Origin of the sequence: Bacillus sp. RC240, from assembly GCF_044907945.1 — a bacterium.
Lineage (GTDB): Bacteria > Bacillota > Bacilli > Bacillales > Bacillaceae_G > Bacillus_A > Bacillus_A mycoides.
Window position 1 is genome coordinate 21,237 of record NZ_JBIYCT010000006.1, and the last position, 15,189, is coordinate 36,425.

Sequence of the window (15,189 nt, forward strand, 5' to 3'; positions counted from 1 at the left end):
TCTCTTCTCCTCCTCCTACTAGATTAATAATCGTTTAATATATCGCCAAGTGGGTCACCAGAGTTACCTCCGCCCCCGTTGGAAGAACCACCCATTTTAGAAAGTTTTAAGTAAATAAGAGCTAAAGCTACACCCAAGGCACCAAGTGCAATAAGTGTTAATTGAGAAATTGCGGCAATTACAAAACCAATAATGAAGAATGGCCATACTTCTTTTGTTGCCATCATATTAATAACTAATGCGTAACCAACAGCAACAACCATTCCACCACCAATTGCCATACCATCAGTTAACCATGCAGGCATTGATTCCAAGAATGATTGAACGCTTTCTGCAGGGATAAACAAAAGTGCTCCTGCCGGAATCACAATTCGGATACCTTGTAAACAAACTGCCATGATGTGTAGTATTTCAATTTTTCTCATGTTTCCTTCTTCAGCTGCCGCATCCATCATGTGCACGATAGGAACTGCAATTGTACGAACAAGCATTGTTAAGAAAAGACCTGCTACTGCAAGCGGAATCGCCACTGCAATCGCTGATGCAACTCCCTTAACACCTTGACCACCTAATACTAAAATAATTGCCGATGCAACTGATGCTAACGCAGCATCTGGCGCTACAGCTGCCCCAATATTCGCCCACCCAAGTGCAAGCATTTGAAGTGTTCCACCTAGAACAATTCCAGCCTCTAGGTTCCCTGTTACTAATCCGATTAGTGTACATGCTACTAGTGGCTGATGAAATTGAAATTCATCTAGTATTCCCTCTATACCAGCTAGGAAAGCAACTAACAATACTAGAACTATTGATATAATAGACATAATAGCCTCCACTTTGTTTGACTTTTTATATCACTAAGCTAATTCAGTTTTCGCTTTTCTCAGAATGTCATCTATGTTTTCCCGAGAATCATTTGGTACTTTACGTACATCAAATTGAATGCCTTTTTCTTTCATTTTATCGAAAGCTTCAACATCTTCACGTCCCATAGAAAGTACTTTATTAACAACAACTTTACCGGTTGTATGGGCCATAGAACCAACATTAACCTCTTTAATATCCACCCCTCCTTCAATAATTTTTAGAACATCTTGTGGATTTTCAAATAGTAATAATGCTTTTGTATTACCAAAACGTGTATCTTTTGCAACTTCAATCATTTTGCTGATAGGAATAACGTTTGCCTTAACCCCTGGAGGTGCAGCTTGTTCAATCAATTTCTTACGAAGATCGTCTTTAGAAACTGCATCTGAAACTACAATAATACGATTTGGTTGTGTAGACTTTGTCCATGCAGTCGCTACCTGTCCATGTAATAAACGAGAATCTATACGAGCTAAAACGAATTTAATTTTCCCGTCACCAACTACTGTTCCTGGAGCAAGTACACCTTTTGATTGTTTAGCTCCAGCAATTGCTACAACTGTTTCGTCTTTAGGCTCTAGTGCTTCGGGTTTAATTCTTACCCCTTCTTTTGCCGTTTTAACGATATGTGCTGCGATTTCTTGAGCAGACGTCATTGAAAAACGAGATGCATACGCTTCAATCACCATTGGTAAATTCATACCAGCAACGATTGCCCAATTGTCTTTATGCTCTTCATACATGCCGTTCGCTTGATTGAATGGAGTACCGCCCCATAGATCAACTAAGAATAATACTTCATCTTGATTATCAAAAGATGCAACCGCAGCTTCCATTTTTGTTCTTAGGTCGGACGGACCTTCGCCTGGCATTAAGGTAACAGCCTTAACGTTTTCTTGTTCTCCAAAAATCATTGCGCCAGATTGTAAGATACCTTCAGCAAATTCGCCATGACTTGCTAGGATAATCCCTACCATATTAATACCTCCTAAATATTCCCTCCTATTTTTTCTGAATAGACACAACTGTTTCGTCTTTTTTCGTCAGTCTTTGTCTATTGAAAAGGTAACTTTTTCTTCCCTGAGAAAACCACCTCCTTTATTTCTAGTAATACTCTCGGAATTCATCATTCTGTATCGGTCCTGTCCTAATAGCCAAGATTTATCATTTATTCACCCCCAGAACAAAACTGGTTCTTGAGACTTTTAAAGCGGTTTCAAAACCGGCGAGGAGGCATTGTTGTTGCCTATCTCTTCGAAAATTGAGTGATTGCTGTGAAACCTGTTTCTCATTCTCATCAGGACTACTTGACCTTCTCCTGACAGACCGCCTGTTTTATTCTGTTCCTCTATGAGATTACGATATACAGCGAGGCGGCGGATGGTGTACTATCGCCACTAGCCCCCCCTAACAGTACTGCGCCAGATTAAATGATTGATGAAAGCTTAGTCATAAAACTCATTTTGTTGTTCCATATGTCACTTGTGATTTTATTCACAAATAGAAGTAGCAAATAAGGCGCTTTTATACAATGCCAGATTAACTAATCATTGACTTAAAACCTATAAAGTCAATAAAGGGTCTGCTAAGTAATAAAATTCACTGCCATAACTTATATTGCTAGAATGCCTTTCTATCACACATTCACTATCAGAATCTAATACTCAGTTGTCATTAAAAACGCTAATATATCTCTTCAAACCTTAATAAAAGCATCTACAATTACTGTATTTCAATATCAAGAAGTTAAAAGTTTTATTTTTTACCGTAACTTCCGGAAAAATAGTAATTTTACCTCATTTCATGACGTAAATAAGATAAAAACTTCATTACTTTCTTTTATTCCGTAAGCTTTTGAATATAAGACGGCTTTCGATCGTCCTTATTAGCTAGCAGAAATACGGCTCTGTTGCAAAGTTTAAAAAAAGCATAAACAGGTTGGTAAATAAGGCACAATGTTTAGGAAGTAGCTAGTTAATTTTGATCCCACAAAAAAGAGTACAAAATGTTACCCTCATCAGAAAAAATCAAACTAATGTTTTCTAAGCTATACTCCAAACACAGTCATTCCTAGATAAACTAAAATATAACTCATTAAAACACTTGTCAGAATCAAACTTTATTCAAAGGCTATAGCTCGTTAATTTGTGTTAAAATAAACAAAAATCACTTATACGTTATATACGGATAATAAGAATCATTGTAAGCTTGAAATAATACAATTAGTGTTACCTACCAAACCGTATTCCCCAAAATTATTAGGTAATATAAAATGGTCTCCTTTTTTAAAGAAAAAGTGTTCGCCGTCTTTAATTAACTCACCTTCTCCCTCAATTACACTAACAAGAAGGAATGCTTTTTGTTGTTTCAAACTAGCTGATCCATCTAGCTCCCATTTTCCCACTGAAAAATACGGGCATTTGATAAAGTTTGTTACGCTCAAATCATCTACTTTTTCATGTTTTACAGTTAATTGATTCGATATAAACGGAATTTCGGTTACATCAATACTTTTTTCAAGATGAAGCTCACGTAAATTCCCCTCCGAATCTCTTCTATCATAATCATACAATCTATAGGTTGTATCAGAGTTCTGCTGTGTTTCTAATATCAAAATCCCTTTACCGATTGCATGAACAGTTCCACTTGGTACATAGAAGAAATCTCCCGGTTTCACCTTCACACGATGTAACAGTTGATTCCATTCTTTCTGTTCAATCATAGCCATGAACTCTTCTTTTGTTCTCGTATGATGTCCATAAATAATTTCTGCGTCTTCTTTGGAATCGATTACATACCAGCATTCTGTTTTTCCCAGTTCTCCATTTTCATATACACTGGCATACTCATCATTTGGATGAACTTGAACAGATAGGTCTTGATTAGCGTCCAAAATTTTTGTAAGAAGAGGGAAACGATCTCCCTCCACATTTCCAAATAAATCTCGATGTTCTTCCCACAACTCACCTAAAGATAAACCTTTATATTTTCCGTTCTTAACAATACTTTGTCCATGCTGATGTGCCGCAAAAGCCCAGCATTCTCCAGTTTGATTTGATGGAATCTCATATCCAAAAGAAGTTAATTGCGTTCCACCCCAGATTCTTTCTTTAAAAACAGGTGCAAAAAATAATGGTTCAGTCATAATTATAAACCTCCGTTCTATACAATTTCATCTAGTAGCTTATATGCTTCTTGTTTTGTTTGGACGGATAATAACCGCTCTCTATAATTGTCATCCATTAGTTTTCGAGAAAGCATTTGAAGGATTTTTAAATGTTCATTTCCTTCACTTTCTTTTGGCACCGCAATCATAAATATTAATTTCGCTTCCGTTCCATCAAGGCTTTTCCAATCTACGCCAGATTGTTTAATCCCAAATACCACACTTGGTTTCTTAACAGCTTCTGATTTTCCGTGTGGAATCGCAATATTCATACCAATACCTGTTGTACTTTCTTGCTCACGATTCATAATCGCTTGTCTAAATTCTGTTTTGGAATGCAATGTACCAACATGGTTTAATTTTTGAATCATTTCATCAATGACGTCATCCCGTGTTTCTCCTATTAGATCTGTTTCAATCAACTCTAAGCTCGTAATATCTGTTAGTTTTTTTATTTCTACCTTATCTACTTGTTTGCTTTCTTTTTGCGTTTCTTGCTCTACTTGCAGCACTTCTTTCGTTGCTGAAACTTCTTGTATTTGTTCAACTGGTTGTTTTTCTACCTTTGAAATGTCCTTTTTCAATACATTTACTACAACAGCAGTCACAGCGGAACCTACAATTACAGCTACAAAGAACATAAATACATTATCTACTGCTCCTAGCACCGCAACAATTGGACCACCATGTGCCACTCTATCTCCTACATGACCAATCATGGCAATCACAGCACCTGTCATTGAACCAGCCATAATACTTGGAATAACACGAAGTGGATCTTGTGCTGCAAATGGTATCGCACCTTCCGTAATCCCAAATAGTCCCATTGTAAATGATGCTTTACCCATCTCTTTCTCTGAATCTTGGAATTTCCCCTTACCTATGAAAGTGGCAAGGCCCATCCCAATTGGTGGAATACAGATTGCCGCAGCAATCGGACCCATAATTTCATAGTTTCCTTCCCCAATCATTGCTGAACCAAATAAGAATGCAACCTTATTGACTGGTCCACCCATGTCAAATGAAATCATTGCCCCTAAAATTAATGCTAGGAGAATTGAACTTGATCCCTGCATACCCGCCAACCAAGCAGTTAATGACTCAAATGCTTGTGCGACAGGAGCACCAATAATAAATATAAATGCTAAACCAACTACAAGCGAAGCGAACACCGGAATAATAATAATCGGCATAATTGGTTGAATCGCTTTTGGAACTTTTATTTTTTTAATTCCTAATGCTACATAACCTGCTAGAAAACCTGCGATAATTCCGCCGAGAAAACCAGCACCACTTTCACTTCCATAAAAACTTCCTGTCGCTGCAATATATCCACCAATCATACCAGGAACAAGACCAGGTTTATCGGCTATACTATACGCTATATATCCAGCTAAAATTGGAACCATAAACGTAAATGATGCACCACCAATTTGTTCAATTGTTTTCCAGAAAGATCCATCTGGAATCACTAGACCTCCAGGTGTTTTTTCTCCACCGAGCGTCAATGCAATTGCAATTAACAATCCACCAACTACAATAAATGGAACCATAAAAGATACACCATTCATTAAATGACGATATATTGGGTTTTGCTTTCTCTCCTGTTGATTACTTTCAACTGTTTTGGCCTGTGAATGATAGACAGGTACATCGCCACTTGCTACTTTCTGAATTAATTCTTCTGGTTTACGGATACCATCTTGAACTCCGACAACCAACAATTTTTTGCCTACGAATCTATCTTTATTTACCGCTCTATCAGCAGCTATAATGATACCGTCTGCTTCTCGAATATCTTTTTCAGTCAGCTCATTTTCTACCCCTATACCACCTTGGGTTTCAATTTTCATCTGAATACCTAATTTATCCGCTGCTTTTTGCAAATTTTCTGCCGCCATATAAGTATGGGCAATTCCATTCGGACACGATGTAATCGCTAACAGTTTCATTTCTAATCCTCCTCACACTATCGTTGTAAGCGCCTACACATAATATAAATCAATATCGTAATGACAAAAGTTTCATTTTTTACCGTAACTTCCGGAAAAATAAACCTTTTACCGAAATAAACAAAAAAGCGAAGTATTTCGGCCTTCACTTTTCGTTTAATTATGTAAATGCGATAAAAATTTCATTACGTTTGTTTCTTTGGTAAGCTTTTGAATAAAGGATGGTCGCTGACTTATGAAGGATAACTCATGAAATAACTGTTTCGTTACCTCTTTCCCATCACTTTTAACTGCTAGCATAAATACAAGTGACACCTTCTCTGATCCCCAATCAATTGGTTCCTTTAATGTAGCAATTGCAATTACCGACTCTTGAATAAATTTCGGATTTCCATGTGGAATTGCAATCCCTGCTCCAATCGTTGTTGCTGACATCTTTTCTCTTATAATTGCATTTTCTGCATACTCTTTATCTACATAGCCTTTGCTATGCAAAGCATGTGCTAGCTTTTCAATTAGCTCATATGGGTGCTGCACGTCCTGTTGTAAAAATACTAAAAATGGGGATGTATAATTAAGCATAACAAAGTCTTTTTGTTCTTTATAACTCGGTTCATCGCATTCTTTTATAAAATCTCCTAGCTTCTTTTCTTCCGCTCCCTCTAATAATGGGGATACTACGATATGAGGAATAAGTAATTTTGTAAGGGCAATGGTAGAAATAACGAGTTCCACATCATGATGTTTCATTATATAATCTTGTAAATCAGCTTTTGCAATGCAGTCCATCACATGGATATGGCGAAATTTCCGCTCAATTTTTGTACGTAACAACTGTGACATCCCAATTCCCATATGACATACTATAATTACATTTTTTGGTTTCCCCTGATGGTCTAACCGTTCAGCAGATGCTTCAAAGTGTAGCGTAAGATATGCTGCTTCTTCTTCCGGAATATATAGAATTAGAGATTCATTTATTTCTTCTAATACCTGAATCAACATATTAAACATATAAGGATACATTTTTTTTATATCATGTAGCATTGGATTGGATACAGAGAGGTCATAGTTCAAACGATTCAACGTTGTATATAGATGAATTGTTAATCCCTCAATTAAAACTTGGTCTCTACTGAAATCAATTTCATACAACTTTGACATTCGTTTTATTAATTGATGTACAACCCTAGAAAGGATTGGATTACTTTCAGAAAGTTTACTACCTTCCCCTGGCTTGTCTTGATAACGGAATTTCCCGCCCAAAATATGAGCTGTTAAATACGTAGCTTCTTCTTCTGTAAAATGAACAGCGAAAACACACTCTAATCGTTTTAAAAACTCCAATGTCCATTTATATTCTTTTGTTTCTTGTATTATTTTAATTTCCCTTTTAGAAGTTAAAATCGATTGCTTAAGCTTCATTCTCCGTACCATCAGCAACGTATGAACTAATAAACTTTCAAATGCATCATCTGTAAAAAATAATGCATGTCGCTTTTGTAGCGCTTTTAATTCATTCGTAACAAATTCAACCTCATGATATAAAAATTGTTCCTTAATAAATTGATTCGTTAGCTCTGAATTACGAATTAAATCTGATAATCTAGCCAAGGCTTTTCTTTTATTCTTTTCAGTTCCCTTAACAAACAGTCCTATCCTCTGCTTTGAAACAACAGTTAAATCAAAATGATATAACCACTTTTCAATTCTATCTAAATCTTTCTTTATAGTAGTACGATTAACAAAATGTTGAGAAGCCATATCCTGTGCAGTGACTGCCTTTACATTCATTAACAAGTTATAAGCAATTTGCAGGATTCTTTCTTCATCTGATTCATACTTTGTACGATTATTTATGCAGTAAAGTTTATTAAACAAATCTAGCTTTTCATATTCCGCAATCTCTAAGTAAACTCCTAAGCCCGGCTTCCTAACAAGAATTGCACTCGCGTAATTCGTGAGGTGATCCTCAATTGCTTTAAAATCATTACGAATTGTTTTTTCAGAGCAATTTACTTGATCAGCAAGGTCTTGTACTAGTAAATAATCATTAGATTCAGATAATAACAGAAACAAAATTTCTCTTTGTCTTGTATTCATGAATTTCACCTATCTCTTATATCCTTCTAAGTTATATACATTACTTCAAAGAATATTTTTACTTTTCCTTATAACTAACACTTTAGATTATATGTATTGATTTTAAAATTCCAACTATGTTACGGTATACACTAATATCTAAATGTAATAACATAACACTACATTGCCCTTACTAGTAAGCATCAAAATTCCCAAGAAGTTAACTCTATTGGGAATTTTGATACTCTTTCAATACTTATTAATATATGATATACCGTTATATGTTATTGACTCAGGAGTTTCTAGATAATACCTTCTCGCGTTGGAAATTCCTTTTATTATATAAACCATTCAAAACGTTACTTATTATCATGCGCCAATACTTTGTGTTTGCATTACTTTACTTACACCTTGGAGTACTTGTTCTTCATCTTCCCCTTTTGCAATCACTTTAATTTGTGCGCCTTTTGGAACACCAAGTGCCATAATACCCATAATAGATTTTAAATTCACTTGTTTTTCTTTATACTCAAGCATCACTTCTGATTTAAATGAGCTAACTGCATTAACTAATGTTGTTGAAGGACGCGCATGAAGTCCCCCATCTTCTAATATTGTAAAGAATTTTTCAACCACTTATGATTCCCCCTTCAGTTTTCTAAATTCATTAAGGTCACATTCTAAGTATCTTCGCCAAGAATAGAAACCGCTTACATTTAATATATAGTAAAGCAAACTAAGTAAAAGTTTTATTTTTTACCGTAGCTTCTGGAAAAGCTGTTTTTATCTTTTTCCGACAGAAGATCCCCTCCTCTGATATTACGCGAGGTTAGGGGTATACAAGTTTCTCTAAAAAACATTAAAAAGATTATATTTAACTATAAACATTCGAATGATTTTTAATGTTTTCTGGATACAATTCAGCCAGCATTTTAACCGAATTCACTTTCCAGAATTCACTAAAAAATGTAATCATTTTTTCTCTATCATCCATCCCTTCACCCCTATTCTATATAATTCTGATATAGAATAGGGGTGAAGATGTTACAATTTCGTTTCGAATGATTATTATTGCTTCCCCTTTATGCATCCAAGTCTTATTTGGTTCTTCTCTTAAATCCCACGGGTTAATTTGACCTGAAAATGCTGCGTTTTAGCATTTCATAGGTAGAACGGCTTCCAGGCTTATTATGGTGGTTACTTACTTAATATACGTGCTAGTACATCGTCCATCCTCATACCTGTCTGCTAATCTATCATTCTCAGGACATTATAAAGCTTTATTCCCGTATAATACTTTCTTTGGATTTAAAACTATAATTAAAATCGCAACTATCAAATAAAAAATTGCATTATACATAATTAATTCAATTAATTATGTATAATGCCAATAAATAAATTAAAGAAAAAATGGATAATCATTGGAATAATTAAATTTTGATTTAAATTATAAAATGCTGTCATGATAATTGTAGTAGTTATAATTGAAATCATAAAAAACAAAACATATTTGATTAAATTACTGCCTGTAAGACCTGTAGTAAACCATATAGGTAAATGCCACATTCCCCACCAAAAACCAATAATTATTGAAGATTTTAGTGGAGAATATTTTTTTTGAAGCTCCATTAGTGCAAACCCCCTTCACCCCAATTCTTCTCCTAGTGGTCCGGACACAATGGTTTTAACAAAGTAATAAATTAACACACCCCAAGTAGTTCTATTAAAAATCGAGTTTGCTTCACTGTTAATCGACACGAGAAACAACATCGTCAAAAATATATTTATTTAAATCATACTTACAGTAAGAACTATAGGGAAACTAAGTTTATTTTTAAATCTAGCTTTTACGAATCGAATAAAACTCTGTCCAGGATATAGTTTTTTAAATAGCAACACAAAAGCAAAAGTGGAAGACCAAGCTGATATACAAAGTGTTACATCAAAAATCCACGTTGGAAAATCTAATAACTTTGTGATTCCTACAAGAAGAAAAAGTGGCCAAAAAATAATGTTGGTTAATAATATAAAACTTACCACCGGTTTTTTCAGTCTTTTATCTCCATTCACATACAATCCCACCTTAAACTAAATTTTAATCTAAATAATAGTACTTTGATTTACGGCATCTGATCCCTTAAATCAGCTAGTGGGATAACCTTGTCAACAAGCCATAACTTCTTATTTCCATCATAGATAAGATTTATTTGCATTAATGACATATTATCAGATGAAACACCATTAACTGTAATTTTACTCTTCACTTTTGCTAATACATTTGCTTTCGTAGTATCCAAAAATGCATAATACAACTCGCCACCTGTGTATTCAGATTGAAATGAAACTTTCTTCTTCTCTTTCTCATCTCCAGCCCCAGGGGCAGATTGGGTTGGTCCACCTGGTGGTGTTAATTCTTTCTTTGCATTTGGTGTTATATATGCATCGATATTAGCAAGGTATGATTCGCCTTTACCCGTATCATAAGTACGGAAAGCTTTAAGAAATCGTTCTGCAGCTTCCTTTACTTGTTGTTGATTGTTACTCTTTAGAGCTGATAACTCCTTTTTCGTATCATTGTATTGTGCCTCCACCTTTTTCACTTTTTTCGTTAATTTTATATTTTCAGTTTTAAGTTTCTCATTATCAGATTGATATTTTATTAAAAACCCTACGCTAGCTATTAATAAAATTGCTATTATAATGGTAATTTTATTCATCATTTACCTCCTTTTCGCAGTTTCATAAGTTGCTAGGTGTTACATGCATTATTATCTAACTACACGACCATATCCCGCAAAATGCTGTTGAAAATATGATTTACTTAAATCAGCATAGCCAATCGGATCGCCAGCATGATACATTGTATTATTTCCAACATAAATGCCAACATGCGTAATGTAGTTACTTGTAGCATAAGTACTATGGAAAAACACTAAATCTCCTGGCTTAGGATCTGTTATACGTTGGGTTTTATCCCATTGGGTTTGTGCAGTACCAAATAAATTAATACCAGCCCTTGAATACGTATACTCAATAATTCCACTACAGTCAAATGACGTATTTGGTGTTCGCCCTCCAAACACATATGGCCATCCTTGATACTTTAGTGCTTCTGCCATAATTGCTTGGAATACATCATCACCTAAAACGCTACCACCAGCAATTCCACCAGAACCACCAGGGGTTTGACCAGGTTGATAGTATCTCATAATATGTGGGACATAGTCTGGATCACCATAACACCAATTATTAGCTACTGCCTCTGCACTTCGCCACGAACCACATTTATACCCATTTTTAGCTGATTGTTCCGCAGAAAATGCCCTTGCATTCTCGTGTGTATATCCACCTTTCGAAACTGCATAGTTAGCGTAGCCAGTTCCGTAGTTATAACATTGTAATGTAGTATTTTGATCACCATTTGATTTTTTATGACAATCAGCAAAATGCATTAAACCATATTTAATACTTTCTTCTGGATCAGTAAAATACCCAGGAGGATACCCTTGTGATTCTGAACTTTGCATAACATCCAATTGTGTCCCAGAACTTTCTTGTTGAATAAGAGCTAATATTAATGGAGACATTGCTTCTATGCCATGTTGCGCCGCATATTTCCTTACCAATGGCTCCCATCTCATTACTTCAGGACTGACACTTGCAGTACCTGGTGCAAAAGGACCACCAATTCCCCCAGGGCTGACTTCATCTTCACTCATTGTGGCAGTTAATAAAAATATCACAATTCCTAAACCTGCAACAACAGCCAGAATAACACCGGCTACTATTAATAATGGCTTTGCAACAGCAACTGTAGCTGCCTTCTGTGCTACTTTAACTGCTACTTTCTTACCTACTTGTGCAACTGCCTTACCCGCTAATTTTGATCCTTTACCAGCCGCCTTCCCTAAAGAATGGCCTGCCTTTTTCAAGGCAGGCTTAGCATTCCCTAGTTCAGCTTCAGGATGATGTTCATTTTCAAGGTCGCGATTTGGTTCCGCACTCAATGTATAAACCCTCCCTCATGAGCTGAATTATTTAGGTTTTTTGGTTTCTTTTGCTTTTACATTTTTTAAAGCTTCTTGTTGTGTTTGTGCTTTCGTTTCAACTTTTTTAATTGCTGCCCCTTCTTTTACCTGTTGCTGATTATTCACTTTAGGAACATTTTTAGTTTGTTGTGGATTAACCGGTTTTACCTCTACTTGTTTTTGTGGCGTACTTACATGTGAAGTAGTGACTGGTTTACTCTCAATCGGTTTCGGTTGTGATGGTGTTGTTCCCGACTGTGGTGTTGTGATTGGCTTACTTTCTATCGGATTCGCTGGTGATGGTGTTGTTCCTGACTGTGGTGTTGTGATTGGCTTACTTTCCATCGGATTCGCTGGTGATGGTGTTGTTCCTGATTGTGGTGTTGTGATTGGCTTACTTTCCATCGGATTCGCTGGTGATGGTGTTGTCCCTGACTGTGGTGTTGTGATTGGCTTACTTTCCATCGGATTCGCTGGTGATGGTGTTGTTCCTGACTGTGGTGTTGTGATTGGTTTGCCATCCATCGGATTCGCTGGTGATGGTGTTGTCCCTGACTGTGGTGTTGTGATTGGTTTGCCATCCATCGGATTCGCTGGTGATGGTGTTGTTCCTGGCTGTGGTGTTGTGATTGGTTTGCCATCCATTGATTTTGTTTGACCCGTTGGTGGTTTAATTGTTCCTACTGGTTTTGCTTCCGCCTTTACATCTTCTTGCTTATTCTCAAGTCCACCATTATTTTGATGTGCTACCGGTCTAACTTGAGCTTTTACATCTTCTTTATTATTTAGTTCCTCATTTGATTCTGCTACTGGTTTAACATCTGGTTTAACATCCGCTTTTACATCCTCTTCTTTATCTTTTAGTTCTGCTTGTTGTATTTCAGGATTATTATCTTCATGTTTCCCTCGTACTGCTAATTCTGGATTCTCTTTAGTTGCGGCTACTTCTTCCTTAACCCTTTCTTGCTCCTGATTTCCTTTTCTATCGCGAACACCTAAATTTTCTTCTTTTTTCATTTGATTAATATTTTTTTCTTTTTCTGCTTGCATTTGTTCTTTTTCCTTGCTTTTACCATCTGCTACCTTTTCTTTTCTATCTGCATAGTTTTCTTTTAACTGTTTAAACTTACTATAGCCTGATTTACCCATTTTCCCTGCCACCGCAGCACTTGCAACACCCGCGGCGCCAGCTACTGCTACACCTCTTCCAACTGTCTTAGATCCACGTCTAACATCACGATATTTCTGTCTAATATTACTCATAGCATCTGATGCACGTGCTGCTCCTGCACTTGCTGGTACTGTAGTAATTGCATCAAAAATTGTTTTACGATATAACCATACTCCTAAGAATGAAAGTATTTGTAATGCAGCTACAACTAGGTATCCATATTTATCGGTAGCACTATATAAGATTGAAGAAACCCAAAACATTAAAGTTAATAGAAAACCAATCGCAACTTTCATAAGTAATGTTCTAAACAGTTCAGCCAAGAATTTCTTCGCTGTCCCAGTCCACGCTGGTACTAAAGCCATCAATAACATTACTGGTGACATTAAAGCCACAATGATGAACATCAGTTGATAGAATAGCATCGCCATACTACATAAGCATAAAACTACCCATAATGGTCCATTAATTACAAAAAGTAATAGTACTAATGCACCACGTTCAAAGGTAGCGTCTAATTCTAGAATTTTATTATTTTCATCTTTCACTTCATGTTCTAGAAGCTTTTGTCTCTCATCAGTATTAGTAGTTGTTAGCATCTTTTTAATTCTTTCATCACCAATTTTCTTCATATCTGTTGTACCAAATTGTAATAATGTATAAGGTTGTTTAATTAATAGAGTATGTGTTAAATCCGTAATGGAATCTACACCACTTGAATAACCTTCTTTAGTTACCGCAATACTTTGAGTAGCATCAAGAACTGTCTTATTTGTTTGTTCGGAAAAATTGTTCAGCCCTTTAATGATATAGCTTGAGTTTGCAAAGAAACCCAATGTAAAAACTAGAATACCTAAAGTTTTCAATAAGCCGCCTAACATTTCTGATTGACGTCGCTCTACAAATCCAACCCATATAACCCAGCAAGCTAGGAAAGCTAACATAAGGCCTATTAGTTCACTATAGATACCAGTACCCCAAGAACCATTAAATCCTGCCGCTTTTGAAATAACATCTCCTAATTTATCCCCAACATCGGCCACTATATTAAGACTCATAGATTGCCCAACCATACTTGTTACAAAAGTACTAACTGCAAGATTAAGAGTCCATCCAATACTAATGAGGCTAAATAATACAGCGACCATTTGTTCTTTTACTTTATCTCCCCATCTCCAAAATTTAAGAGATTCACCAAATCCACCTTCTGGTGTGTAAATATCAATCCCATAACTACTTGGAGGGTGTTCTTCGAATTTTAATTTTTCTTTGTTTTTAGGGATAATATCATCTAAAAGAGATGGTCTGGGTTCCTCATCTGCATATACTGGTGCTGCTTTAAATAGTAAATTAAATGCTAATACGAATGTACAAACTAACAAGAATAGGGTAATAAACTTTTTCATTACATGTTACTCCCCCTTTTTATGGGAAAACCTACTAATCGTTTGAACTAAACTCACTTGTTGGTTTAGTTCCTGCCACTTCATCAATTTCGTTTCGATAAGGAGCAGCATAACTACGTACTTTAAAACCTTCACCTGTTCGAACTACCCTTATCCACTTCACTTCTTTATCGATGTTTTTAGGGGGTTTTTTCGAGCTAAAGTTATACATAATTGTATCCTTATCTACCACATACTCTTTTACTTTATAATCTTTGTAAGATAAATTATTTTTAGGTCCTTGATTTCGGTCCAATATAGTATCTTTATCCCCATCCACTACAAGCGTAAGTATTGTTTTATGATCACGCTGTAAATCAGCTTTTACAAAATCAAGCATAACTTCCCTTGGAGTGTGCCCTTGTTTATCCTTTTCTTCTCCAACATTTTTTTCACTATTACCACATGCTGCACTCAGGATAAGAGTACCTACACATAGACTTGTTAGCATAATTTTTTTAAATTTAGTTTTTAACAT

Annotated in this window: 10 protein-coding genes and 1 pseudogene; all 11 read right to left on the reverse strand. The window is 35.8% G+C overall.

The features are described 5' to 3' along the window. Positions 1–23 precede the first annotated feature (23 nt). Positions 24–824, reverse strand: coding sequence for a PTS mannose/fructose/sorbose transporter subunit IIC (locus tag ABH955_RS19265; protein ID WP_377867382.1), 801 nt, complete (start codon positions 822–824; stop codon positions 24–26). Between the two features lie 33 nt (positions 825–857). After that, the gene (locus ABH955_RS19270; RefSeq protein WP_404456876.1) at positions 858–1,844 is read right to left on the reverse strand and encodes a mannose/fructose/sorbose PTS transporter subunit IIA; all 987 of its coding nucleotides are present in this window, start codon (positions 1,842–1,844) and stop codon (positions 858–860) included. A 1,220-nt stretch (positions 1,845–3,064) separates the two neighbouring features. Continuing rightward, positions 3,065–4,012: a mannose-6-phosphate isomerase, class I gene (gene manA / locus ABH955_RS19275; protein WP_404456873.1), complete on the reverse strand. Its 948-nt coding sequence runs from the start codon at positions 4,010–4,012 to the stop codon at positions 3,065–3,067. Between the two features lie 17 nt (positions 4,013–4,029). After that, positions 4,030–5,985, reverse strand: coding sequence for a fructose-specific PTS transporter subunit EIIC (locus ABH955_RS19280; protein ID WP_404456870.1), 1,956 nt, complete (start codon positions 5,983–5,985; stop codon positions 4,030–4,032). Between the two features lie 156 nt (positions 5,986–6,141). Beyond that, complete coding sequence (locus tag ABH955_RS19285) at positions 6,142–8,088, reverse strand: BglG family transcription antiterminator (protein ID WP_404456867.1); 1,947 nt, start codon at positions 8,086–8,088, stop codon at positions 6,142–6,144. 348 nt (positions 8,089–8,436) lie between these two features. Beyond that, entirely contained in the window at positions 8,437–8,703 is a 267-nt protein-coding gene (locus ABH955_RS19290; RefSeq protein ID WP_404456865.1) for a phosphocarrier protein HPr, read from the reverse strand. A gap of 634 nt (positions 8,704–9,337) precedes the next feature. Further along, positions 9,338–10,137: pseudogene (locus tag ABH955_RS19295) on the reverse strand (CPBP family glutamic-type intramembrane protease). A gap of 50 nt (positions 10,138–10,187) precedes the next feature. Continuing rightward, the gene (locus ABH955_RS19300; protein ID WP_404456862.1) at positions 10,188–10,784 is read right to left on the reverse strand and encodes a hypothetical protein; all 597 of its coding nucleotides are present in this window, start codon (positions 10,782–10,784) and stop codon (positions 10,188–10,190) included. A gap of 51 nt (positions 10,785–10,835) precedes the next feature. Continuing rightward, entirely contained in the window at positions 10,836–12,074 is a 1,239-nt protein-coding gene (locus ABH955_RS19305; protein ID WP_404491503.1) for a bifunctional lytic transglycosylase/C40 family peptidase, read from the reverse strand. A 27-nt stretch (positions 12,075–12,101) separates the two neighbouring features. Further along, positions 12,102–14,672 (reverse strand): CD3337/EF1877 family mobilome membrane protein, encoded by a 2,571-nt coding sequence (locus tag ABH955_RS19310; RefSeq protein ID WP_404491505.1) that lies wholly within the window; start codon positions 14,670–14,672, stop codon positions 12,102–12,104. A 34-nt stretch (positions 14,673–14,706) separates the two neighbouring features. Continuing rightward, complete coding sequence (locus ABH955_RS19315) at positions 14,707–15,189, reverse strand: hypothetical protein (RefSeq protein ID WP_404491506.1); 483 nt, start codon at positions 15,187–15,189, stop codon at positions 14,707–14,709.